Annotated in this window: 24 protein-coding genes; 12 read left to right on the top strand and 12 right to left on the bottom strand. The window is 73.6% G+C overall.

Going from position 1 to position 23283, the window contains the following annotated elements:
• Window positions 1-89 precede the first annotated feature (89 nt).
• Window positions 90-1028, bottom strand: coding sequence for a GlxA family transcriptional regulator (locus ACTWJ8_RS39005; RefSeq protein ID WP_443262144.1), 939 nt, complete (start codon window positions 1026-1028; stop codon window positions 90-92).
• A gap of 147 nt (window positions 1029-1175) precedes the next feature.
• On the opposite strand from ACTWJ8_RS39005, the gene ACTWJ8_RS39000 reads away from it, so the two are divergent.
• From ACTWJ8_RS39000 to ACTWJ8_RS38980, 5 genes are all read left to right on the top strand, one after another.
• Window positions 1176-1847 (top strand): DJ-1/PfpI family protein, encoded by a 672-nt coding sequence (locus ACTWJ8_RS39000; protein WP_443262143.1) that lies wholly within the window; start codon window positions 1176-1178, stop codon window positions 1845-1847.
• Window positions 1848-1889: 42 nt separating this feature from the next.
• On the top strand, window positions 1890-2201 hold the full coding sequence (locus tag ACTWJ8_RS38995) for a hypothetical protein (RefSeq protein ID WP_443262142.1): 312 nt from the start codon (window positions 1890-1892) through the stop codon (window positions 2199-2201).
• A gap of 2 nt (window positions 2202-2203) precedes the next feature.
• The gene (locus ACTWJ8_RS38990; RefSeq protein ID WP_356384945.1) at window positions 2204-2674 is read left to right on the top strand and encodes a DUF2269 family protein; all 471 of its coding nucleotides are present in this window, start codon (window positions 2204-2206) and stop codon (window positions 2672-2674) included.
• Window positions 2675-2761: 87 nt separating this feature from the next.
• Entirely contained in the window at window positions 2762-4306 is a 1545-nt protein-coding gene (locus tag ACTWJ8_RS38985; RefSeq protein WP_443262141.1) for a PstS family phosphate ABC transporter substrate-binding protein, read from the top strand.
• A gap of 99 nt (window positions 4307-4405) precedes the next feature.
• Window positions 4406-5218, top strand: a complete 813-nt coding sequence (locus ACTWJ8_RS38980; RefSeq protein ID WP_443262140.1) for a hypothetical protein — start codon at window positions 4406-4408, stop codon at window positions 5216-5218.
• A gap of 2 nt (window positions 5219-5220) precedes the next feature.
• Here ACTWJ8_RS38980 and ACTWJ8_RS38975 read toward each other — a convergent pair whose 3' ends face one another.
• A complete protein-coding gene (locus tag ACTWJ8_RS38975) occupies window positions 5221-5757 on the bottom strand; it encodes a helix-turn-helix domain-containing protein (RefSeq protein WP_356385371.1) in 537 nt (178 codons plus the stop codon).
• Window positions 5758-5918: 161 nt separating this feature from the next.
• On the opposite strand from ACTWJ8_RS38975, the gene ACTWJ8_RS38970 reads away from it, so the two are divergent.
• Window positions 5919-7169 carry a benzoate/H(+) symporter BenE family transporter gene (locus ACTWJ8_RS38970; protein WP_356384937.1) on the top strand — a complete coding sequence of 417 codons (1251 nt, stop codon included), beginning with the start codon at window positions 5919-5921 and terminating at the stop codon, window positions 7167-7169.
• Here ACTWJ8_RS38970 and ACTWJ8_RS38965 read toward each other — a convergent pair.
• Window positions 7129-7848 carry a type 1 glutamine amidotransferase gene (locus ACTWJ8_RS38965; RefSeq protein ID WP_443262139.1) on the bottom strand — a complete coding sequence of 240 codons (720 nt, stop codon included), beginning with the start codon at window positions 7846-7848 and terminating at the stop codon, window positions 7129-7131. The genes ACTWJ8_RS38970 and ACTWJ8_RS38965 overlap by 41 nt on opposite strands.
• A 116-nt stretch (window positions 7849-7964) precedes the next feature.
• Between ACTWJ8_RS38965 and ACTWJ8_RS38960 the strand changes: the two genes are divergently transcribed.
• Window positions 7965-8816, top strand: coding sequence for a fructosamine kinase family protein (locus tag ACTWJ8_RS38960; protein ID WP_443262138.1), 852 nt, complete (start codon window positions 7965-7967; stop codon window positions 8814-8816).
• Between the two features lie 3 nt (window positions 8817-8819).
• Here the strand turns inward: ACTWJ8_RS38960 and asnB are convergent, their stop codons facing one another.
• Window positions 8820-10361 carry an asparagine synthase (glutamine-hydrolyzing) gene (gene asnB, locus ACTWJ8_RS38955; RefSeq protein WP_443262137.1) on the bottom strand — a complete coding sequence of 514 codons (1542 nt, stop codon included), beginning with the start codon at window positions 10359-10361 and terminating at the stop codon, window positions 8820-8822.
• Window positions 10362-10443: 82 nt separating this feature from the next.
• Between asnB and ACTWJ8_RS38950 the strand changes: the two genes are divergently transcribed.
• The gene (locus ACTWJ8_RS38950; RefSeq protein WP_443262136.1) at window positions 10444-11214 is read left to right on the top strand and encodes an IclR family transcriptional regulator; all 771 of its coding nucleotides are present in this window, start codon (window positions 10444-10446) and stop codon (window positions 11212-11214) included.
• A 1-nt stretch (window position 11215) separates the two neighbouring features.
• Here ACTWJ8_RS38950 and ACTWJ8_RS38945 read toward each other — a convergent pair whose 3' ends face one another.
• Entirely contained in the window at window positions 11216-12001 is a 786-nt protein-coding gene (locus ACTWJ8_RS38945; protein WP_356384922.1) for an SAM-dependent methyltransferase, read from the bottom strand.
• 193 nt (window positions 12002-12194) lie between these two features.
• Here ACTWJ8_RS38945 and ACTWJ8_RS38940 point away from each other — a divergent pair, with 193 nt between their 5' ends.
• Complete coding sequence (locus ACTWJ8_RS38940) at window positions 12195-12659, top strand: cupin domain-containing protein (protein WP_443262135.1); 465 nt, start codon at window positions 12195-12197, stop codon at window positions 12657-12659.
• A gap of 7 nt (window positions 12660-12666) precedes the next feature.
• On the opposite strand, the gene ACTWJ8_RS38935 is transcribed toward ACTWJ8_RS38940, so the two are convergent.
• Window positions 12667-13623: a D-2-hydroxyacid dehydrogenase family protein gene (locus tag ACTWJ8_RS38935; protein ID WP_443262134.1), complete on the bottom strand. Its 957-nt coding sequence runs from the start codon at window positions 13621-13623 to the stop codon at window positions 12667-12669.
• A 205-nt stretch (window positions 13624-13828) separates the two neighbouring features.
• On the opposite strand from ACTWJ8_RS38935, the gene ACTWJ8_RS38930 reads away from it, so the two are divergent.
• Complete coding sequence (locus tag ACTWJ8_RS38930) at window positions 13829-14689, top strand: glycoside hydrolase family 16 protein (protein WP_443262133.1); 861 nt, start codon at window positions 13829-13831, stop codon at window positions 14687-14689.
• Between the two features lie 61 nt (window positions 14690-14750).
• On the opposite strand, the gene ACTWJ8_RS38925 is transcribed toward ACTWJ8_RS38930, so the two are convergent.
• Window positions 14751-15449, bottom strand: coding sequence for a ribonuclease H family protein (locus ACTWJ8_RS38925; RefSeq protein ID WP_443262132.1), 699 nt, complete (start codon window positions 15447-15449; stop codon window positions 14751-14753).
• A 6-nt stretch (window positions 15450-15455) separates the two neighbouring features.
• Window positions 15456-15851 carry a nitroreductase/quinone reductase family protein gene (locus ACTWJ8_RS38920; protein ID WP_443262131.1) on the bottom strand — a complete coding sequence of 132 codons (396 nt, stop codon included), beginning with the start codon at window positions 15849-15851 and terminating at the stop codon, window positions 15456-15458.
• Window positions 15852-16160: 309 nt separating this feature from the next.
• Between ACTWJ8_RS38920 and ACTWJ8_RS38915 the strand changes: the two genes are divergently transcribed.
• Entirely contained in the window at window positions 16161-16655 is a 495-nt protein-coding gene (locus ACTWJ8_RS38915) for a GNAT family N-acetyltransferase (RefSeq protein ID WP_356384904.1), read from the top strand.
• Between the two features lie 34 nt (window positions 16656-16689).
• Window positions 16690-17517, top strand: coding sequence for an endo alpha-1,4 polygalactosaminidase (locus ACTWJ8_RS38910; protein WP_443262130.1), 828 nt, complete (start codon window positions 16690-16692; stop codon window positions 17515-17517).
• 12 nt (window positions 17518-17529) lie between these two features.
• Here the strand turns inward: ACTWJ8_RS38910 and ACTWJ8_RS38905 are convergent, their stop codons facing one another.
• The 4 genes from ACTWJ8_RS38905 to ACTWJ8_RS38890 all read right to left on the bottom strand — a co-directional run bounded on the left by ACTWJ8_RS38905 (window position 17530) and on the right by ACTWJ8_RS38890 (window position 23222).
• A complete protein-coding gene (locus ACTWJ8_RS38905; RefSeq protein WP_443262129.1) occupies window positions 17530-19434 on the bottom strand; it encodes a hypothetical protein in 1905 nt (634 codons plus the stop codon).
• Between the two features lie 78 nt (window positions 19435-19512).
• Complete coding sequence (locus ACTWJ8_RS38900; protein WP_443262128.1) at window positions 19513-20841, bottom strand: LCP family protein; 1329 nt, start codon at window positions 20839-20841, stop codon at window positions 19513-19515.
• Window positions 20842-20953: 112 nt separating this feature from the next.
• Window positions 20954-22090 (bottom strand): methyltransferase, encoded by a 1137-nt coding sequence (locus ACTWJ8_RS38895; protein ID WP_443262127.1) that lies wholly within the window; start codon window positions 22088-22090, stop codon window positions 20954-20956.
• A 199-nt stretch (window positions 22091-22289) separates the two neighbouring features.
• Window positions 22290-23222: an SDR family oxidoreductase gene (locus ACTWJ8_RS38890; RefSeq protein WP_443262125.1), complete on the bottom strand. Its 933-nt coding sequence runs from the start codon at window positions 23220-23222 to the stop codon at window positions 22290-22292.
• Between the last annotated feature and the right edge of the window lie 61 nt (window positions 23223-23283).

Below are 23283 nucleotides of genomic sequence, written 5' to 3'. Positions count from 1 at the left end.
CGGCGGCGCTGCCTCGTCGGCGTCCGTCTGGTGAGCGCGTAGCCCGCTGCGGCGTGGATAAACGTGCGGGACGGTACGGGACGCGGGTGTCAGGCGAAGGTGCGGCGGTACGTCCGGGGGCTGACGCCCGTGGTGCGCTTGAAACGGTCGCGGAACGCGGTCGGCGAGCCGAAACCGACCTGCGCCGCGATCCGCTCCACCGGGTCCTGCGTGGTCTCCAGCAGGTGCTGGGCCCGGCGGACGCGGGCCCGGTGCAGCCACTGCAGCGGCGTGCAGCCGGTCTGCTCGCGGAAGCGGCGCATGAGGGTGCGGGTGCTGATCCCTGCGTGCGCGGCGATGTCGGCGAGGCTGAGGTCCCGCTCCAGGTTCTCCTGCAACCAGCCGAGCAGCGGTTCGAACGTGGAGCCCTGGGGGGCCGGCGGGCGGTCGTGGACGATGAACTGGGCCTGGCCGCCCTCCCGCTCCAGCGGCATCACGGAAAGCCGGGCGGCATCGGCGGCGACCGCGGAGCCGTGGTCGCGGCGGATCATGTGCAGGCACAGGTCGAGCCCGGCGGCGGCGCCCGCCGAGGTGAGGATCTGCCCGTTGTCGACGTACAGCACGTCGGGGTCGACGTCGATGTCCGGGTGCAGGGCGGCGAGCAGTTCCGCGCCGATCCAGTGGGTGGTGGCGCGCAGCCCGTCGAGGAGCCCGGTGGCGGCTAGCGGGAAGGTGCCGGAGCAGATGGAGGCGATCCGGGCGCCGTCGGCCGCGGCCTCCCGCAATGCGTCGCGGACCGCGGGGGCGAGCGGGGCGGTCGGGTCGGCGGTGCCCGGGACGATGACGGTGTCCGCGCCCCTGAGCCCGTCGAGGCCGCGGTGGGCGCGGATCGTGAACGCACCGGCGTCGACGTCCTGCCGCTCGGCGCAGACCCGCACCTGGTAGCCGGACCGTCCGTCGGGCAGCCGGGTGCGGCCGAACACCTCGATGGGGGTGGCCAGGTCGAAGGGGATCACCTGGTCGAGGGCGAGGACGGCGACGGTGTGCATGGCCGGAACCTTAGCCAGGTCGTGCGGGCTGGCGGTATCCCGTTGATGGTCGTCATTAATGCCACTGGGAGGGCGGCCCGCGCCTGCATAGCGTCGAGGGCGATCCCGGCCGTTCCGGGCGCGCGACCTGCGAAGGACCTCTCCCCCATGCACATCCAGATCGTCCTCTTCGACGGCTTCGACCCGCTCGACGTCGTCGCCCCGTTCGAGGTGCTGCACGCCGGCGCGGTCGCGTCCGGTGGCGCCGTCGGCGTGGAGCTCGTCTCCGCCGAGGGTCCGCGCGAGGTGGTCGGCGGGACGGGCGGGCTCGCGCTGCGGGCCACAGCCGCGCTCGATCCGGCGCGAGCGGACGTCTTGGTGGTGCCCGGCGCGTCCGGGCCCGTCGGCGATCCCGGCGCGGCGACGGACGAGGACGCGGCCGAGCCGACGATCCCCGTGCTCCTCGGCCGCACGCTCTCCACGGAGCTGCCCGCGCTGCTCGGCGCCGCCATGGCCGATCCCACGACGACCGTGGCGACGGTGTGCGGCGGCTCGCTCGTCCTGGCGCTGGCCGGACTCCTCGAAGGCCGCCGTGCGACCTGCCACCACCTCGGCCTCGACCTGCTCGACGCCACCGGCGCCCACGCCGTGCGGGCCCGTGTCGTGGACGACGGCGACCTCGTCACGGGCGCCGGAGTCACCTCGGGCCTCGACCTCGGTCTGTACCTGCTCGAACGGGAGGTGGGGCCGCGCATCGCCCACGCCGTCGAGGAGCTGTTCGCGTACGAGCGCCGGGGCACGGTCTGGCGCGCGCGGGGCCCGGTCCCCGCCGCCTTCTGACCGCACACCACCCCTTCGCACCACGAGAGGAACCACCGGCACATGTCCGTCGAAGGCACCTGGGACCTGTCCATCGCCACACCCATCGGCACCCTCGCCGCCGCCGTCGAACTCCGCGACGAGCAGGGCGCCCTCACCGGTGTCGCGCGCGGCGCGGGCGAGGAGGTCCCGCTGCGCGACCTCCGGCGCGCCGACGGCGGCCGGGTCACCTGGAAGCAGGCCGTCACCCGCCCGATGCGCCTGAACCTGACGTTCGCCGTCACCGTCGACGGCGACACCCTCACCGGTACGTCGCGCGCCGGGCGGCTCCCGGCGTCGCGGGTGACGGGCACCCGACGGGACACGGGCCGCTGACCATGACGAAATTCCTGCTCATCCTGCACGTCCTGGCCGCGGTGCTGACCGTCGGGCCCGTCACGGTCGCCGCGAGCATGTTCCCCAAGTCCCTGCGTGGCGCGCTCGGTTCGCCGGACGACGCGGAGGCCCGCGCGACACTGCGCACGCTGCACCGCATCTGCCGTGTCTACGCGGCGATCGGGATCGCCGTGCCGCTCTTCGGTTTCGCCACCGCGAGCAGTCTCGGAGTGCTCGGCAGTCCGTGGCTGATCGTCTCCATCGTGCTGACGGCGGCCGCGGCGGCGGTCCTCGCTGCGTTCATCCTGCCCGCGCAGGAGAGCGCGCTCGACGCGGTCTCCTCCGGGGACGCGTCCCCCGCGCTCCCTCGGTCGGCCGCCCAACTGGCCGTACTGACGGGTGTGTTCAATCTGCTGTGGGCCACCGTGACCGTCCTGATGATCGTCCGGCCGGGGTCGACGACCAGCTCCTGACGGGGACGTTGAACGGACGACGAACAATCGGCGAAGCCCGGCACACGGATCCGTCGCACCGCGCGGCGGGTCCGTAGCCTCACGCGCATGGGATGGCTCGAGATCGCCTTCACCGCCGCTGGGCTGCTGATCGGCGTGGTGTCCATCGTCACGCCGTTCGTCGCCGACCGCAGGGCGCGGCGCAGCAGGCGGGTCGGGTTCCGCAAGCAGATGGACATCGCCATAGGGCACAACGGGCCCGGCGGGGACGGCGATCCGCGGCTCGGGCTCTTCACCGACCTGCCGGAGATGCGCGACGCCACCCTCGTGCTGCTGCGGATCGAGAACGACGGCTCGCGGCACGTCGACACCGACGACTACATCGACGCGTCGCCGTACGGCCTCACCGCCGAGTTCCCGGGCCGCAGCATCCAGGCGCTCGATGTCACGCTGCCGGACGAACACACCAACCTGATGAGCTACTTCGAGCAGCGCAGCGGCCTGCGCATCGTGGCGCCCAGCACCCTGCGCATCCCGAAGGTGCCGCTCAAGCCGGGCGCGTACTACAAGATCCTGGTGCTGCTCACCGGCGGCCACGAGGGTGACGAGGTCCTCGTCACCGGTGACATCAAGGACGGCACACTGCACGAGAACCACAGCCTCACGCCGGACGAGAAGCCGCCGGTGTTCAGTGTGCGGGCCCGCTGGACCACGGTGACGCTCGGCGTGGCGCTGATCGCGGCGGCGACGCTGCCGCTGCTCACTCCGTCGCCGCTGCCGGACGACTGCGAGTCGGGGCGGCTGCGGCTCACCGGTTCCACGGCGTTCGCGCCGGTGCTGAAGGAGCTGGCGGAGAAGTACCGTGCGCACTGCGGGGACGAGCCGCGGATCACGGTCGCGGCGCGCGGCAGTCGCACGGGGGTGCGTGAACTCGCGCTGTCCGGCGCGGAGTCGGGCGCGGAGCCCGGGGTCATCGCGTTCTCCGACGGGCCCCGGCCCGCGAGTTACACGCGGCTGAGCGAGAGCCGCATCGCGGTGTCCCTGTTCACCCTGGTCGCCCACGACGGCGTCCGGCTGACCGACCTGTCGACGGCCGACGTGCGGCGCGTCTACCGGGGCGACGTCACCAACTGGTCGCAGCTGGGCGGCCCCGACCTGCCGGTCGTCCTCGTCAGCCGGACCTCGGGCTCAGGCACCCGCTCGGCGCTCACCGCACGGGTCCTGGCGGGCGCCGACGAGCCACCCGCGTCGTCGGACGACTGCGTCAACCGCACGGCACGCACCTCCCGGGGCGGTGTGCTGCGCTGCGAGCTGGACTCGACGGAGCAGGTCCTTGACACCGTGGCGCACACCCCGGGCGCCCTCGGCTACAGCGAGCTGCGCGCCGCGTCGCCGCCGGACGCCCCGAAGGGCCTGCACCGCCTCACCCTCGACGGGCACACCCCGAACCCGGACCGGCTCGACGCGGGCGGCTATCCGTACCGGGAGATCGAGTACGCGTACACATACGGTCGCCCGCCGGCGGACTCGCTGGCCTCCAGCTTCCTCTCGTACGCCGTCGACAACGGCACGGGCAAGGGTGTCGTCGCCACTCACGGTCACCTGCCGTGCGGGACGCCGGTCGGGCTGCGGGTGTGCGGCAGGGACGACTGACGCGGGGCACCGGGCGCCCGGACGACGCCGACCTTCGCAGAACGTAGAATTTATGGGTGTTCCGGGCGCTCGGCGCGTCCGGGAAGGCGAGGTGGCGTCATGGCCGGACCGACCCCGAACCGGTGGCGTCGCGCCGCACGGACGCCTGTCACCGCGGTGTTCGTGTGCGCGAGCCTGTGCGCAGCGTTCCCCGCCGCGGCCGACGAGGGCGACGCCAAGGACAAGAGTGCGCAGGAGCTGGCCGACGCGGCGAAGAAGGAGCTCCTGGACGCGAAGTCCCTGCACCTGACGATGCGCAACAGCGCCGACGACCGCGACACCCGCACCCCGTCCAAGCTCGACCTGCGGCTCGACGAGGACGGCAACTGCACGGGCGAGCTGCGCATGGGCACCGGGGGCGCGAAGGGCGGCACAGTCGACCTCGTGAAGCGCGGCGACGAGGTGTGGATCAAGCCGGACGTCACCTTCTGGAAGACGCAACTTCCAGGACGCAGCGGCGAGTTGGCCGCCGATCTCATCGGTGACCGGTACGTCCACGGCACCACCGACGACCCGATGCTCGACGGCCTGTCCGGCACCTGCGACCTCGACGCGTTCCGCGAGCGCCTGAAGGACGGCTCGGACCGTGCCACCAAGGACGATCTGACAAAGGGGGACCAGAAGAAGGTGGCCGGCAAGGACGTGGTGCCGCTGACCGCCCGTGACACCAAGAACCGCATCACGCTCTACGTCACCGCGGACGCGCCGCACCGCCTGGTGCGGGCCACCGAGAAGGACGCGGACGCGTCGCTGTCGATGACACTGACCGACTACGGCAAGCCGGTGCCGAAGAAGACACCGTCCACCGCCGACACCATCGACATCTCCGACCTGCGCGGCACCGACCCGTCGCAGGCGCCGCACGCCGCCTGAGGTCAGTCGCCCTTCGGGTAGCGGACGAAGAGGATGCCCTGCACCTCGCCGTCGGGCGCGGCATACAGGTGCGGGGCGTCGGCCGCCCAGTGGGCGTGCCCGCCGGGCCCCGCGGTGGTGGGCGCGTCCGGCGGTCCGACGACGGCGGTCCCGGAGAGCACCATCAGGCTCTCCGTCGTGCGCGGGACATGGGCCGCCGACTCCTGCGTGGCACCCTCGGCGATGGTGACGCGGAAGACGTCGGTGGCCGCGTCCTCGTCCTCGTACCGCTCGATCAGGACCGCGGTGACGGCACTGCCGGAGACACCGGGCGCGCCCGCGGCGGTGCCGGGCGGGTCGTCGAGGACGGCGCTGAGCGGGCGGCCGAGCGCGGTGGTCAGGGCGTAGAGGGTTTCGAGGGTGGGGTTGCGGCGGCCGGTCTCCAGCTCGGAGAGGGTGCCCTTGCCGACGCCCGAGCGGCGCGCCAGTTCGGACAGGGACAGGCCGCTGTCCTCACGCAGCCGTTTGAGCCTGCGGCCCACTTCGTCGGCAAGCCCCATCGCCGTGCCCCCTCCCGCGCCCTTCGGCGCGTGTTGACGTGTCGCCATCCGCGTCCTTAGTGTTCCACAAACGGAACGTTCTGTTTGTGGAACGCCTCGGGGGACGCCGTCGCGTTCGCCCTCCCCTGCCCTGTCGACCGCCCTCCGGAAGTGACTCCCGCATGTCTCCGCTCGCCCGCATACGCGCCTTCGCACCCCCTTCGGCGGTGGTGGCGGGGCTCATCGCGACCACCGTCGGCGTGACCAGCGCGGCGGCCATCGTGTTCACCGCGGCGCGCACGGCGGGGGCGGACGCGCGGGAGGTGTCCTCGTGGATGCTGGCGCTCGGCGTCGGCATCGCCGTCACCACCGTCGGGCTCTCGCTGCGCAACAAGGCGCCCGTGCTCACCTCCTGGTCGACTCCGGGCGCCGCGCTGCTGGCCACGAGCCTGAGCGGGGTCTCCATGGAGAAGGCCGTCGGCGCGTTCGTGTTCAGCGCCGTCCTGACCGTGGTGAGCGGGCTCACGGGGTGGTTCGCGCGGCTCATGGACCGCGTTCCGGTGCCCCTGGCGTCCGCGCTGCTCGCGGGGGTGCTGCTGCACTTCGGGACGGGCCTGTTCACGCAGATGGGCGGGCACTTCGGGATCGCGTTCCCGGTGTTCGCGCTGTTCCTCCTCGCCCGCAGGCTGCTGCCGCGCTACGCCGTGGTGGTGGCGCTCGCCGGTGGTGTGGCGGCCTCCGTGCTGACCGGTGGCTGGCACCTGGACCGGATCAGGCTCTCGCTCGCGCAGCCGGTGTTCACGGCGCCCGAGTTCGACTGGAAAGTGCTCGTCAGCGTCGGTGTGCCGCTGTTCGTGGTCACCATGGCCTCGCAGAACCTGCCGGGTGTCGCGGTGCTGCGCACGTCCGGGTACGAGGTGCCGATCTCGCCGGTCCTGACGTGGACGGGTGTGGCGCAGGCGGTGCTCGCGCCGTTCGGCGCGTTCGGCCTGAACCTGGCGGCACTGACCGCCGCGATCTGCACCGGCGAGGAGGCCCACCCCGACCGGAACCGGCGCTACCTCGCGGCCGTGTGGGCGGGTGTCTTCTACCTGTGCGTCGGGCTCCTCGGCGCGACCGTGGCCTCGCTGCTCACGGCGATGCCGCACGCCCTGGTCCTCGCGGTGGCGGGGGTGGGCATGCTCGCCACCATCGAGTCGGCGCTCGCCGGGGCGCTGTCCGATCCGAAGGCGCGGGAGGCCGCGGTCGTCACGTTCCTCGCGACGGCGTCCGGAGTGACGCTGCTGGGCATCGGTTCGGCGTTCTGGGGGCTGCTCGCGGGCGTCCTCACGAGCGTCGTGGCGTCGCTGGCCCGGCGCAGGACCGACTCCGTGGCGCCCGCCCCTTCGCAGGTCAAGGCGTCGTCGCGCACACCCGAGCGAACCTCCGTGTGACCTCCGACCACGCCGCGACCGCCGCTCCCTCGTCATCGAGCGCCGCGGCGTGCAGCCGGTCCCGGTCGAAGCCGCGCTCGGCCAGTGGCTCGGGGTCCCAGGCGGCGATCCGGTCGGCCTCCGCCTCCGGGTGGAACTGCACACCCCAGGCCCGCTCGCCGATCCGGAAGGCCTGATGGGGGCAGGCGTCGGTGGACGCCAACCAGGCGGAGCCCGGCGGCAGTTCGGTGATCTGGTCGACGTGCCGCTCGATCGCCACGACCGCGTCGCCGAGCCCGTGCAGCAGCGGATCGTCCGCCGCCTCGGGCCGCAGCGCGATCCGTGTGCTGCCGAACTCCGGCCGCCCGTGGCTGCCCCGCACCCGGCCGCCCGCGACGTGCGCGAGGAGCTGCCCGCCGAGGCAGATGCCCAGGACCGGTGTGCCGCCGTCGAGGGCCTGCGCGACGAGGCGCCGCGTCGCCGGCAGCCAGGGCGCGCGCTCGTCGTCGTCCGGCAGGAAGCCGCCGCCGAGGACGAGCAGCGGCCGTCCCCCGAGCTCGTCCGGCAGCTCCTCGCCCTCGAACGGGCGCACCACCTCCAGCGCGAGCCCCGCCGCCCGCAGCCAGTCACCGACCCTGCCGGGACCGCCGGTCCTGGTGTGCTGCACGACCAGGACGGTGGCAACAGCCTTGGTGGTCATCCGTGTTCGCCTCGTTCCGTACGTCGATGGGGATCGTGCCCCGTGGTGACCGACGCAGCAGATCAGCGCGCGAGCCGCCACGTCAACGGTGCGGCGGCCGTCCTACGCTGAGGGACATGTCAGAGCTCGCACATGCCGCGACCCGCCACACCGGGCGCCCGGTCACCGCCGAGCGCCGCCTGTCCTCGCACCTCGCCGAGGTCACCCTCGACGACGGCCGCGTCGTCGTCGTGAAGCACGCCGACGACCCGGCGGCGGTGCGCGCCGAGGCGGCCGGGCTGTCGTGGCTCGCCGCGGCCGACGCGGTGGCGGTGCCTGCGGTGCACGGGTACGACGAGCGGTGTCTCGTCGTCGACCGGGTCGCCGAGGGGCGGCCGACGGCCGACGCGGCCGTGCGGTTCGGCCGGGATCTCGCGCGGCTGCACGGCGCGGGCGCCGCCACGTTCGGCGCGGCGCCGCCCGAGGGGCCCACGGACGCGTACATCGGGCTCGCGCCCATGCGCAATGTGCCCGGCGACGACTGGCCGCGCTGGTACGCCGAGCACCGGGTGCTCCCCTACCTGCGCGCGGCCGTCGACGCCGGCACCCTCTCCCCCGCCGAGGCGGAGCCGGTCGAGCGGGTCTGCGAGCGACTGCCCGAGCTCGCGGGCCCCGCCGAGCCGCCCGCGCGGCTCCACGGCGACCTGTGGAACGGCAATCTGCTGTGGGGCTCCGACGGCGCGGCCCACCTCATCGACCCCGCCGCGCACGGCGGGCACCGCGAGACCGATCTGGCGATGCTGCACCTGTTCGGCGCGCCGCACCTGGACCGCATCGTCGACGGCTACGAGGAGGTGGCACCGCTCGCCGCGGGCCGGCGCGACCGGATCCCACTGCACCAGCTGTTCCCGCTTCTGGTGCACGCCGTGCTGTTCGGGCGCGGCTACGCGGAGCAGGCGCTGACGGCGGCCCGGTCCTCGCTCGCGTAGCGGCTACGCCGTGGCGAACCGGGTGAGCACGGCCTCGGGGCGTACACCAGGCAGCGCGGCACGGAACGTGCGGTAGTAGCCGAGCTCCTCCTTGCTGCGCAGTTCCGGCGCGCCCTCCTCGGCGACCGCCGCCGCGAACTCGGCGTCCGTGACACGCGACTCCCACAGCGGGCTCAGGACGCTCTCGGCGCCGCTGCCGGTGCCGAACTGCTCCTTGCGCCGCCACAGCAGGTGGTCCGGCAGCCACCCCGCGAACGCGCGGCGCAGATGGCCCTTCTCCATGCCGTCGGGCTCCAGTGCCTTGAGGCGGGCGGGCAGGGACATGGCGTGCGCGATGACGTCCCGGTCGAGGAACGGGACGCGGGCCTCCAGGCCGTGCGCCATGGTGACACGGTCGCAGCGCTGGAGGTTCAGGCCGTGCAACTGGCCTATGGTGCGGCGCAGTTCGGCGTCCAGGGCGTCGGTCGCGGTGTGCCGCTCGTGGTAGTAGCCGTACCCGGCGAAGAGCTCGTCGGCGCCCTCGCCGGTGAGGACCGCCTTGACGTGCCGGGAGGCGAGTTCGGAGAGGAACCAGTTGGGGACGGCGCTGCGGATGAGGCTGGCGTCGAAGGACTCCACGCACCCGACCACCTCGTCGAGGGCGCGCGTGGCGGCCGCCGCGTCGAGCACCGCCTCGTGGTGCTCGGTGCCGAGGTGTGCGGCGGCCTCGCGGGCGGCGAGCAGGTCCGGGGAGTCCTCCGTGCCGACGGCGAAGGTCTTGAGCCGGCGGCCGCCGCGGGCGTACGCGTCGGCGGCCACGGCGGCGACGAGGCTGGAGTCGAGTCCACCGGAGAGGAACACACCGACCTCGACGTCCGCCATCAGATGGCGCCGGACGGAGTCGGCGACGGACTCGAAGGTGGCCTTCTCGACGACCTGCTCCGGCACACCCTCCCAGTCGTTCGCCGCCGCGGGCACGGGCTCGGCGAAGCGGTGCAGGCCGTCGTCGGGCGTCCACCAGCAGCCGGGCGGGAAGATCTCCGCGGCCGGCTGTACGTCGGGGTGGAAGGCGCGCAGTTCGGAGGCGAAGTGCACGGCGGTGGTGGTGCGCGCCCAGTACAGCGGCTTGACGCCGACGGCGTCGCGCGCGGCGACGAACCGGCCGCTCGGGGTGGCCGCGCACAACGCCCACATCCCGCGAAGGCGGCGCAGTCCCTCCGGCCCGTCGGTGCGCAGCACGGCGAGCGCGGCGGCGGAGTCGGACGAGGCGCCGAAGGCGTCGGCGGGCAGTTCCTCGCGCAGGGCTTCGTGGTTGTAGATCTCGCCGTTGCACACCAGCGACCAGTCGTCGTCGCCGAGGGCGCCGCCGAGCGGCTGGTGTCCGCCGTCGAGGTCGACGATGGAGAGGCGGCGGTGGCCGAGCCAGGTGTGTCCGCCGACGGTCCGGGTGCCGCTGTCGTCGGGTCCGCGGTGGGCGAGCCGGTCGAGCATGCGCTCCGGCGCCGCGTCGGCCTGTTCGGTGTCGAGACGTCCGTGATGGCTGTGTAGGGCTGCGATTCCGCACATGTAAATCGACCATAGGGCGGCCCGTGCGAAGGCAACAATGCGAGTTGCTGTATACGCACGCCGCTGTGGCAGCCTGGGTGTCGTGGCAGCGGAGAACCTGAGCAGTGTGCACCGCGCCCTCGACGTGCTGCGCGCGCTCGCGCGGGGCCCGATGGGCGTGCAGGAAGTGGCCCGTGCCGTGGGCCGGGAGAAGACGCAGGTGTCACGGACCCTGAAGGTGCTCGCCGAGGAGGGCTTCCTGGAGCGCGATCCGCGCACCCTGCGCTATCGCGTCGGCTGGCAGCTGCTCGCGCTGGCCTCTTCGGCGGGCGAGGAGCGGCTGTACGGGGAGGCGCCGCCGGTGCTGCGGGATCTGGTGCACCGCGTCGGGGAGCCCGCGTATCTGACGGTGCTGTCCGGGCACGATGTCGTGACGGTGCTCACCGAGCGGACCTCGCGCGGGCTCCAGGCCCACGAGTGGATCGGCCGCACATCGCCGCTCAACTGCACGTCGGCGGGGCGGGCGCTGCTGTTCGGGCTGCCGGACGAGCAGGTGGCGGCGCTGCTGACCACGCGGGACGGGGCGCTGCTGCCGGGCACCGACGCGGCGCCGCGCGATGTCGCGGCGGTCCTGGAGCGGCTGCGTGCGGAGCGGGCGCGCGGCTGCGCGGTGGCGGCGGAGGAGATGGAGCCGGGCCTGACCGCGGTGGCCGCGCCGGTGCACGACCACCGGGGCGAGGTGGTGGCGGCGGTGAACGTGTCGGCGCCGGTGTTCCGGCTGCCGCCCGAGGCGCTGCCGCAGGTCGTGGAGGCGGTGGTCGCGGCGGCGCACCGGCTGTCGGCCCGGCTCAACGGCGCGCCGCCGTCCGCGTGACTCAGGAGATCCGGGCCACGCCCGCGTAGATGCCGCTCGGTTCGGGCGTGGGCGCCGGCTCGTCGCGGAACCACTCGGTGGCGGTCACCAGGCCGGGTTCCGCCAGGTCCAGCCCGTCGAAGAAGCGGCGCACGCCGTCGCGGGTGCGGAAGCCGAGCTTGATGCCGGCCTTGGCGTACTGGTCGACGACCTGCTCGACCAGCTCGGGGAAGAGGTCGCAGGCGGCGTTGGAGAGCACGAGGTGGCTGCCCCGCGGCAGCTCGGACACCAGCCGGGAGACGATGCCGTACGCCTCCTCGTCGTCCGGGATGAAGTGCATCAGGGCGATCAGCGACAGGGCGATGGGCCGGTCGAAGTCCAGGACGGTGCGGGCGTGTTCGAGGATGGCGTCCGGCTCGCGGACGTCTCCCTCGATGTAGTCCGTAGCCCCCTCGGGGCTGCTGACGAGCAGGGCCTGCGCGTGCCGGAGCACGATGGGGTCGTTGTCGGTGTAGACGACCTTGGCGGTCGGGACGATCCGCTGCACGATCTGGTGCAGGTTCGGCGCGGTAGGGATGCCGGTGCCGATGTCGAGGTACTGGTCGACGCCCTGCCCGGCGAGCCAGGCGGCGGCCCGATGCATGAACTCGCGGTTCTGCCGCGCGGCGTCCCGGGCCTCGGGCGGCAGTTGTGAGCCCACGGCCTCGTCGACGGGGTAGTTGTCCTTCCCGCCGAGCAGCCAGTCGTACACCCGGGCGGGGTGCGCCTGGCTGGTGTCGATCCGGGGCCGGGGTGCGGATGCCGTCATGAGGACTCTCCAACGTCGCTGAGCGGTCGGGCCGATGCGTGTGACCTGCCCGCAGTCTTTCATGTCAACTCCCGGCGGACACCACGGAGTTGCAGGTCACGGCGGGTGTGCGGACAACAGCGCACGGTGCGCGCGCCGCCGCGGTTGCGCCTACCCTTGATCACCCAACCATGGTCCACCCCGAGGAGCCACCGTGCGCGACTGGCAGTCCGAGCTCGACCTGGAGCCGCACGGCGAGGGCGGCTGGTTCCGCCGCCTCTACACGAGCCCGCACGAGGTGTCGACGCCGCACGGACCCCGCCCGGCGGCGACATCGATCCACTACCTCCTGGACGAGCGGCAGCCGCGGGGCCTGCTGCACCGCAACCGCAGCGACATCCTGCACTTCCTGATCGACGGCGGCCCGCTGGAGTACGTGACGGTGGACCCGGCCGGCGCCCTCCACCGCACGCTCCTCTCCCCCGACGCCGAACGCCACCTGCTGGTCCCCGGCGGCCACTGGAAGGCCTCCCGGCTGACCGGTGGAGCGCGCCACGGCCTGGTGGCGGAGGTGGTGACGCCCGGCTTCGACTACGCGGACCACGAGTTCGCGACGGATGCGGTGCTGCGGGAGTTCCCGGAACTGGCGCAGGAGCTGCGGGAGTTCGTGCGGCGGTGACCGGGTCTCAGCCGAGCGTCCGCACCGGGCTTCCGGCCAGGTACGCCTCGATGTCCTCCACGGCGCCTTCGTAGAAGCCCTCGTAGTTGCGGCGTGTCACGTAGCCGAGGTGCGGGAGGCCGAGGAAGTTCGGGGCGGTGCGCAGGGGGTGGTCCGCGGGGAGGGGTTCGGTGTCGAAGACGTCGCTGCCCGCTCCGGCGATCCACCCCTCGCGCAGCGCCCGTACCAGCGCGTCCTGGTCGACGATCGCGGCGCGCGAGGTGTTGACCAGGTAGGCGGTGCGGCGCATGCGGCGCAGCTCGTCGGCGCCGAGCAGGCCGCGGGTGCGGTCGCTCAGGACGAGGTGGACGGAGACGAAGTCGCTGGTCTCGAGGAGTTCCTCCTTGGAGGCGGCGAGAGTGACTCCGGCCTCGGCGGCGCGCTCGGCCGTGAGGTGCTGGCTCCACGCCGTGACGTCCATGCCGAAGGCGGCGCCGACGCGGGCGACGCGCGCACCGATCTTGCCGAGGCCGAGCAGGCCGAGCCTGCGGCCGTGGAGGTCGGCGCCGAGGGTCGACTGCCAGGGGCCGCCGTCGCGCAGGTTTCCGCCCTCGGTGAGGACGCCGCGGGCGAGGCCGAGGAGCAGGGCCCAGGTGAGTTCGACGGGCGGTTCGGGGTTGCTCGCGGTGCCGCAGACGGTGACGCCGTGGGCGGCGGCCGCGGCGAGGTCGATGGACGCGTTGCGCATGCCGGAGGTGACGAGGAGCCGCAGCTTCGGAAGCCGGGCGAACAGCTCGGCGGGGAACGGGGTGCGTTCGCGCATCACGACGACGATCTCGCAGTCGCCGATGAGCCCCACGAGCTCGTCGTGGGTGTCGACATACCGATTCAGGTACGTGACGTCGACGCGGTCCGACAGCCGGTCCCAGTCGGCCAGTTCACGGGCGACGTCCTGGTAGTCGTCGAGTACCGCGCAGCGCAGCATGCTCACATCACTCCCGGTTCGAAGATCGTTGGAGAACCTTAACCGGGAGCGTTGGTACGGACTTTCGTCCACTCCCTTGACGCCCCTTCTGGCCACCCCTTAAATCAACTCTTGAACGGAGCACATCAAGTGCAGCCTTCTTTCCTTCACTTTCTGGCGTGCCGCGGGACGGCACGACCCCCTACCCGAAGTGATGTGATGCCCCATGCGCAGCTCACGCCGCGCGCTGAGCCGCAGACTCCCCCTCGGCGCCGCCGCCCTCCTGTGCGTCGCCGCCGCGTTCGTCCCCACGGCGAACGCGGCGGACGCCGACGGCGACGCGCACACCAAGGCGGTCACCTTCGCCGACGAGTTCGACGGGCCCGCGGGCTCCGCCGTCGACGGCGCGAAGTGGCAGACCGAGACGGGAGACAACGTCAACAACCACGAGCGGCAGTACTACACGGCGGGAACGAACAACGCCGCGCTCGACGGCCAGGGCCACCTGGTGATCACCGCGAAACGCGAGAACCCGTCCAACTACCAGTGCTGGTACGGGAGCTGTCAGTACACCTCGGCGCGACTCAACACGTCGGGGAAGTTCGAGACGACGCACGGCCACGTCGAGGCGCGGATGAAGATTCCGCGCGGGCAGGGCATGTGGCCCGCGTTCTGGATGCTCGGCAGCGACATCGGTTCGGCCGGCTGGCCGAACTGCGGCGAGATCGACGTCATGGAGAACGTGGGGTCCGAGCCGTCGACGGTGCACGGCACCATCCACGGCCCCGGCTACTCCGGGTCGGGCGGGATCGGCGCCCCCTACTCGCTGCCCGGTGGCCAGGCCTTCGCGGACGACTTCCACACGTTCGCCGTGGACTGGACGCCGAACAAGATCACCTGGTCGGTGGACGGCACCGTGTACCAGACCCGCACGCCCGCCGACGTCGGCGGCAACCAGTGGGTGTTCGAGAAGCCGTTCTTCCTGATCCTGAACCTCGCCGTGGGCGGGGACTGGCCGGGCGACCCGGACGGTGCGACGCAGTTCCCCCAGCAGCTGGTCGTGGACTACGTGCGCGTCAGCACGTGAGCCGTACGTAGCCGAGGGGCCCGGCGCCGTGTGCGCCGGGCCCCTCGTGCGTCGTGTCCGGTCAGGCGGAGACGCGGCAGTCCGGGTGGCCCCAGCCGTCGGGGTTCTTGGCGATGTCCTCGCCGGCGCCGTACGAGCGGCCGCAGCGGCAGCGGCCGGGAAACTTCGCCTTGATGGTGCGCGAGGAGGAACCGGAGGAGGCGGTCCGCTTGCCGGGCGCCGCCTTCTTCGCGCGCGGCGGCTTGGCGGAGGACGGGGCGGAGGGCGGCGGCTCGGGCGAGCCGAGGGCGCTGCCCGCGTCCTGCTGGGCGACGGCGGCCTGGCTGGCGGCGCGGTCCGCGAAGTCGTTCAGCGGGTCGCCGTCGACCTGGTGCGCGGGCACGTACTTGAACTCGACCGCGCGGCCCTCGAGGAGCGCGTCGATCCGCTGCACCAGCTCCTGGTTGGCGACGGGCTTGCCGGCCGCCGTCTTCCACCCCTTGCGCTTCCAGCCGGGCAGCCACGTCGTGACCGCCTTCATCGCGTACTGCGAGTCCATCCGCACCTCGAGCGGCACATTCGCGTCGACCGTGCTCAACAGCCGCTCCAGGGCCGTGAGTTCGGCGACGTTGTTCGTCGCGGTGCCGAGCGCGCCGGCCTCCCACCGCACGGGCTTCTCGTCACCGTCGGCGACGACCCAGGCCCAGGCCGCGGGTCCGGGATTACCTTTCGACGCGCCGTCACACGCGGCGATCACACGTTCTGCCATGCCCCCGATCATGCCAGGTCAGTCGTCCAGATCGACACGTACGGTCAGCAGGTCGACGCCGAAGCCGCGGACGGCGGCGCTGTTGAGGCGGGGCAGCGACGTGAGACGGGCGCGGGGGTCGTCGTCGGGCAGCAGGTGGGCGGTGCCGGTGTGCCAGTGGCCGCGCAGCCGGACGCGGACGCGCGGGTCGGCCTGGATGTTGCGCACGTACTGCGACGTGTACCCGAACTCCGAGACCAGCCAGAAGGAGTCGCCGACGCGCCGGCCGCCGACGGGCGTGCGACGCGGAAGACCCGACGTCCGGCCCGTGGTCTCCAGGAGAACCTGGCCCGGCAGGCGCCGCGAAACAGGGTTGGCGACGTGCCGCTGGAAGGTCGTGACGAGCCGGTGCTTGGTGTCGTGGAACCGCGTCATGGGCGCACTCTAGACCGGGGCCGGCGGGCAGGAAGGGGAAAGCCCCGACCGGGACGGGGGAGACCCGGTCGGGGCGGCTCTGGGTGGGACACGGATGGCGGTCGCCTCTCGGCGGGGGGCTCCGCAGGGCTTCAGCCGAACGATCTTCCCTGCGGGCGATAGGTAGGGCCCGGGGACACTGTTCCATCCGCGTCCACGTCTGGGTCAACGGACGAGGTGACAGTGTTGTTCCCGGCGATGCCTGGACGCGACGTGAGGTACGTCACGAAGAGCACCCATCCATGCCCGTACATGGCGAAAGGACCCCGCATGCCCGAGCTGCGCACCGCCCGCGAGGACGACCACCCCGTGCTCGTACGACGCGTGCAGGAGTGGTGGGGCGACTCGCGGACGCCGCAGGAGGCGCGGGAGCTGTCACTGCTGCTCCCCCGGCTCTTCCTCCAGTTCTTCGCCGGCACCAGCCTGATCGCCCAGGACGCGTCGGGGCCCCGGGCGTTCCTGGTCGGCCTGTACGCCGCCGACGACGACACCTCCGCGTACATCCACTTCGTCGGGGTCGATCCGGCGCTGCGCGGCACCGGGGTCGGCCGAGAGCTGTACGAGGAGTTCTTCCGGCGGGCGGCGCGGGCCGGGCGGCGGGACGTGCGGGCCATCACCTCGCCGGGGAACACCGGGTCGATCGCCTTCCACCGGGCGATGGGGTTCGTGGTGGAGCCGGGTGACCGGGAGGTCGACGGGGTGGCGGTGCGCACGGACTACGACGGGCCGGGGCAGCACCGGGTGTGCTTCCGGCGGGCTTTATGACGGGTGTCCTGGGATGTCGTTCTAGGCTGCGACGATGATCTTCCGCTCGGGTTCCCGCCGGCTTCCGGCCCTCTGTCTCGCCGTGACCACCGCGTTCCTGCTGTCCGCCTGCTCGTCCCCGGAGTCCGGGGGCAGGACTCCCGAGGCCCAACGGCCGACGCCGGACGTGGGGTTCGACTACCAGATCGGCGGCGCGTACAAGCCGCCTTCCGGGGTGCGGGCCGTCTCGCGGGACCGCGGCGACAAGCCGGCGCGCGGGCTCTACAACGTCTGCTACGTCAACGCCTTCCAGGCCCAGCCGGACGCCGTGAAGTGGTGGCGGACCCACCACGACGACCTGCTGCTGCGGGACGACGACGGGGAGTTGGTGGTCGACCAGGACTGGGACGAGCCGCTGTTCGACATCTCCACGAAGACGAAGCGGGCGCGGCTCGGGAGCATCGTCGGCCGCTGGATCCGCGGCTGCGCGGACGACGGGTACCAGGCCGTGGAGCCCGACAACCTCGACTCGTTCGAGCGCTCCCACGGCCTGCTGGACCCGTCGGACGCGGTGGAGTTCGCGCGGGTGCTCGTGGAGCGGGGGCACGCGGCGGGGCTCGCGGTCGGGCAGAAGAACACGGCGGAGCTGCTGCCGAAGCGGTCCACGATCGGCTTCGACTTCGCGGTCGCCGAGGAGTGCCAGGCGTACGACGAGTGCCGGGCGTACGCGTCGGCGTACGACGACCGGGTCTTCGCGGTCGAGTACCGGGCCGCCGACTTCGAGCGGGCGTGCCGCGCGTGGGGCGACCGGCTGTCGATCGTGCTGCGCGACATGGACGTGCGGCCCGCCGGCACGAAGGGGTACGTGCGGCGGGCCTGTTGACCGGGGCGGCGGTCAGGCGGGCAGCGCGTCGAGGCGGCGCTTGATCGCGTCGAGGGCGCCGGGGCGGCGGCCGGGGACCTGCTCCCGTACGGCGGTCAGCGCGGCGGCGTGGCGGCGGGCCCGGTCGGGTTCGCCGACCTGCTCCCACTGGTGGTGGGCGCGGTCGACGGCGGCCTCCACGTCCTCGTCGGAGGGCGACTCGCCGCGCGCGATCCGGGCGTGCGCGACGGCGATCCACAGCTCGCAGCTGCGGTCCGGTTCCCCGGCGAGCCGGGCGAGGTCGGCCCGCACCTCCATCCAGTGCACGACCTCCGCGGACCGCATCCCGTACACCCGCAGGGCCTCCCCCTCCCACGCGGCGGCGATGGAGGCCGCTTCCCCGTGCCGCCCGGCCTGCACGGCGGCGAGCAACAAGGCGTGCGGATCGGGCTCGGCGGGCGCCGCGGCAGGCTGCACGGGCGGCGCGGAGGGCATCGGCGGCACGGCCGCGGCGGGCGGGGCCTTGTCGAGCGATACGGCGGGGGGCGGGGTGCTGCTGGCGGGCGTCGTGGGGGCGGACGGCGGTTCGGGGTGGGGCTGCGCGGCGGATATCGGGGCCGTCGCCTGACGGACGGGCGGGGTCGGCGCGGGGTCGGCGGCAGGCTCGACCTGGACCGCTGGGGCCTGCGAGGTTGCAGGAGCGGGCGGCGGCGCGGGCACCGACGGACGCGGGGAAGAGTCCGCGACCGAGGCCTCGGCCTGAGCGGGCGGGGCCTGCGGCGCGGTCGGAGCCACTGCGGGCGCCGGGGGCACGGCAGGCGTCGGCGCCACGGATTCGCGAGGCTCACGGGCGGGTGCCGCAGGCGGCGCGGGCCGAGTCCGCGGGGCATCGGGAGCCGGGGCAGGCGACGACGCCGGTTCGGGTGTGCGTGCGGCGGGAAGCGGCTCGGGGTGCGCAGGCACCGGCGGGCGCGGCGACGCCTCCGCTGCGGCAACCGAAGCCTCCGGCGCAGGCGGGGCGGCCGCGGGGGCAGGCGGCGGCGCGGGCACCGACGGGCGCGGGGACGTCTCCGCCACCGAAGCCTCGGCCGGAGTCACCCGTGCAGGCGGGGCGGCCGGAGCCGGCGTGGGACGGGGCTGCGCGGCGGCGGGCGGCTCGGCCTGGGCCGGCGCAGGCGCCGGAGTCGGGTTCGTGGACGGCCCCGCGGGCGTGGCCCCGACGCGTTCCGCCGGGTGCGTGGGCGCACCCGCACCGGACTCCGCCACCGGCGCCTGGCCCGAGCCGAGTGACACGAACAACGCCCCCGGCGGCCCCACCTGCGTGGCCGCCATGTCGTGGAGGTGCGGCGGAACCGGTTGCGTGCCGGTGCGCCAGATGTCGGCGCAGGCACGGAGGTACGTGGGGGTGAGGGTGGTGCGGCGGGGCGGGGGCGGCTGGACCCGGCCGTAGAGGCTCGTGCCGTGGCCGAGGCCGAGGCCGCCCGCGCTGACGTGCTGCCAGGCCTCCGCGTCGGCGACGAGGTCGACGACGACGGTCGTGGTGTGGGCCCGGCGCCGGGTGAGTTCGCCGGTGAGCCAGTGCCAGGGCAGCGCCGTGTACCGCAGCGTCGACGGGGTGGTGCGTGCGAGCGCGAGGTGCAGCAGCCGCTGCCGCTGGTCGAGGTGGAGCTGGCCCGCGACGTACAGGTGCAGCGGCCCCGGCTGGGCGGCCGCCGTCCGCAGCCGGGTGAGGACGGCCTGCGGGTCGAGCGGGTCGGCGAGCTCGACCACGGTCGCGGCCGCCGTGCCGGTGAGGACGCTCGGCGGGACGGCCGCGAGCGTGGGCAGCACGGAGACCGCGTCGATGAGGCCCGCCTTGCCGGCGGGCGCTGCCGCGAGGAGCAGCGCCGTGCCCGGCTCGGTGGAATGTGCCTCGTTGTTGCCTTGCGCGTTGATCACCACAGCAGAACGTTAACCGGAACACGGAGCGTCCCGCTGCCGTCACGGAGCCTCAAGTGGCCCCGAGGCGGTAGGTTTTCAGCCCTTTTTACCCGAAGGATGCCCGCAGCGGAGCTCGTCCCCGGTCACGGGAGCGCCCTCCACCATGCTGCGGTCGTACGTCACTTGCGTCACACTCTGCTGCTCCGACCCGACGGCCACCCGGAACACGGGCCCGGTTCCGGCCACGGGCCGCAGCTCGGCGCCCGGGAGCGCGGCTTCCAAGGAGGGCGCGTAGCGGGCGCGTTCGGGATCGTACGTGACGACGGTGCGACGCGGCCGATCGGCGGGGGCGTGCGTCTCCGTCACGTCGAAGCCGCTGGCGCGCAGCCCTTCGGCGACGCGGGAGTCGTCGACGCTGATCCGGGTCTCGTGGGGCGGCATGCCGACCGGCACGGGGCCGCCGGACTTCCGCGTGGACGTGAGCGGCTGGTCGGCACGGAGCGCCCCGAACATCCGCTTCGCCCGCTTGTCGTCCCAGAGCAGGGAGGAGCCCCACTTGGGGTCGCGGTAGTCGAAGTTGGAGATCGGCACGGTGGCGAACTCGGTCTGGCGCGGCCTGAGGTCGCGCAGCTTCCAGGCGAGGGAGGCCAGCGTGCGGACGTCGGTGTGGTCGTCGGTGCGGACGTGCTGCATGAGCGTGCGGGCCGTACGGGCCGTGGTCATCGGGTCCTTGAAGACCTGCGCGTCGGTGAGCCGGGCGAGCATGCCGAGCAGCAGCTTCTGCTGGCGGCGGACCCGGCCGAGGTCGCCCGGCGGGTTGAGGTGACGGGCGCGGACGTAGCGCAGGGCGTGCAGGCCGTCGATGTCGTGGGTTCCGGCGGCGAGGTCGAGCCCCGAGTTCTCGTCGCGCAGCGGCTTGTCGCTGCACACTTCGGCGCCGCCCAGGTCGTCGACGGCGGCGACGAACCGCGGGAAGTCGGTCTCCAGGTAGTGGTCGATGCGGAGTCCGGTGGCGCGTTCGACGGTGCGGACGGTCAGCTCGCGGCCGCCCTCGGCGTACGCGCCGTTGATCTTTCCGCTGTGCGTGGCGTGCCGGTGGGGCGCGAAGCGGACGAAGGAGTCGCGGGGCAGGGAGACGACGCTGACGCGGCGGCCGTCGGCGGCGATGTGCACGAGCATCAGGACGTCGGTGCAGCCGCACTGTTGTCCGCCGACGTGCAGCCGCTGGATCTCCTCGCGGGTCATGCCCTTGCGGACGTCGAGCCCGGCGAAGAGCAGGTTGGTCCCCTTGCCCTTGGCGCTCGCGGGAGCCGCGCCCGCGGAGGCGGCGGGGGTGCCGTCCGCGGGCCCGGCCCCGGCGAGCGTGGTGATCAGCAGGGCGGCCGCGGCCACGGCGTGGCGGCGTCGGAAACGGTGGGGAGCCATCAAGTACCTCCGTCGTGCGGATGGGTCGGGGCGGGCGCGATCCGAACCCGTTACCCCGACCCCTTTACCCCACCTTGTGGCTCTTGTCCGGGCCGCCACGCCTGAGTCGCCGTCAGGCGCGGGGGCTCCGCTCCCCCGTTGGGACCAATCGCCACAGCGAGGTCGTCTCGGCGGCGCGGGCCGCGTGCAGGGGGTCGGTACGGTCGCGTGCGCGGGGGTGGCGGGGCCGGGCGTCGAGCCGGTCGGCGACCCGCAGGCGCGCGGCGGCGAACGCGTCCGTGAGCTCGTCGCGGCCCCGCAGGCCGAGCTGTTCGGCCAGGTCGGAGAGGATCAGCCAGCCCTCTCCTCCGGGTTCGAGCCGGTCGGCGAGTCCGTCGAGGAAGCCGTGCAGCATGCGGGACCCGGGGTCGTACACACCGGCGTCGAGGGGTGAGGTCGGGCGGGCGGGCAGCCAGGGCGGGTTGCAGACGACGAGGTCGGCGCGCCCGGTCGGCGGCCAGAGTCCCGGTGCGGCGATCTCGACGCGGTCGGCGAGCCCGAGCCGGTCCACATTGTCGCGGGCGCAGGCGAGGGCGCGGGGGTTCGCGTCGGTGGCGACGACGCGGCGGACTCCGCGCCGGGCGAGGACGGCGGCGAGCACTCCGGTGCCGGTGCCGAGGTCGTGGGCGACACCGCCGACCGCGCCGCGCGGCAGCTCGGCCTCCCGGACGAGGTCGACGTACTCGCCTCTGACCGGGGCGAACACCCCGTGGTGCGGGTGGATGCGGTCGCCGTCGAGCGCGGGCACGGGCACGCCGGTGCGGCGCCATTCGTGCGCGCCGAGCACGCCGAGGAGTTCGCGCAGCGGCACCACGGACGGGGTGCCGGGCGGGGGCCCGTACGCCTCGGCGCACGCGCGCCGCACGTCGGGGGCGCGGCGCAGGTCGAGGGCGTGGTCGGTGTCGAGGACGACGAGCAGCATGCCGAGGACGCGGGCGCGGTGGACCTGGTTCCTGCGGTGCGCGTGGAAGCCGTCGGCGGGCGGCAGGGCCCGGTCGACGCGGCGGCCGACGGCGCTCAGCAGCTGCCGGGCGCCGTGGTAGTCGCCTCGCCACAGCAGGCCGGTGCCTTCGCAGGCGTGACGGTAGGCCTCCCGGGCGCGGGTGCGGTCGTCGGCGACGACGACGCGCCGGGGCGGCCGGCCGCCGCCGAGCGCGCGCCAGGAGGCGGTGCGGGTGGTGTCGGGTTCGGTCCAGGACAGGACGGTCACCGTGGGTCTCCTCGTAGTGGAACGTGCGGGGCACGAAGCGCACTGCGGCGAGGAGCGGGAGCCCGGTGGGTGTCACCGGGCGAGCACAGGGGTCAGGGGCGGCTCGGCTCCCGCGTCGCGGTGCGCGGGAGACGGTCGCCGAGGACCAGTCCGGGAACGATGGCCGTAGTCATGGCTGCGATTCTCGCAGACCGCCGGATCAGCGGTAGCCGGTGACGTCGGCGGGCTTGCCCGCGTCCTGGACCTCGACGAGGTAGCGCCAGGAGTCGGGCCTGCTGCCGTCGAGGTCGGTGTATCCGTAGATCTTGGCGAGGCCGCCGCTGGACTGGGAGGTGCCGTTGAAGCGGGCGACGTCGGGGTCGGCGGCGAGCGCGGCGACGGCGCGGCCGGTGTAGCGGGGCGTCTCGGAGATGGCGAAGTGCGGCTGGGTCCGCACGGCGTCCCGCCAGTTCTCCTCGGTGACGCCGTAGTGGCCGAGCATGATCTCCGAGCGCATCCAGCCGGGCGTGAGGGCGAGGGCGGTGGCGCCGCGCGGGCCGAGCTCCTGCCCGAGGGCGAAGGCCATGCGCAGCACGGAGTTCTTGGCGAGGTCGTAGAAGAACGACACCCGGTAGTTCTCGCTGTTGTACTCGGCGGTGCCGTCGGTGACCTCGACGACGAGGCCGCCGGGGTGGCGCAGCAGCAGCGGCAGCGCGAAGTGGCTGGTGACGGCGTGCGTCTCGACGGCGAGGCGGTGCAGTCGCAGCCCGTTGTCGAGGTCGTGCTCCCAGACCGGGGCGTCCCACTCGAAGAGGTTCTCGCCGCCCCAGATGTCGTTGACGAGGACGTCGAGGCGGCCCTGTTCGCGGTCGATGCGCTCGACGAGGGCGCGGACCTGGTCGTGCTCGAGGTGGTCGGTGGGGACGGCGATGCCGTGGCCGCCCGCGGCGGTGACGAGGTCCGCGGTGTCCTCGATGGTCTCGGGCCTGTCGTACTCGGAGCGCCGGGCGCGGGTGGTGCGGCCGGTGACGTACACGGTGGCGCCCGCCGCTCCGAGTTCGACGGCGATGCCGCGGCCCGCGCCGCGGGTGGCGCCCGCGACCAGGGCGACCTTTCCGTGCAGGGGGTTCGTGGTGGGCGTGGTGTCGGGCATGGTGGGTTCTCCGTCGTCTCGGTCCGGCTCGCTCTCCTGAGCTTGACCCGGAATCCCGACA

It is taken from the genome of Streptomyces sp. SDT5-1, from assembly GCF_052245995.1.
Taxonomy (GTDB): Bacteria; Actinomycetota; Actinomycetes; order Streptomycetales; family Streptomycetaceae; genus Streptomyces.
This window is presented reverse-complemented; position numbering and strand designations above follow the sequence as displayed.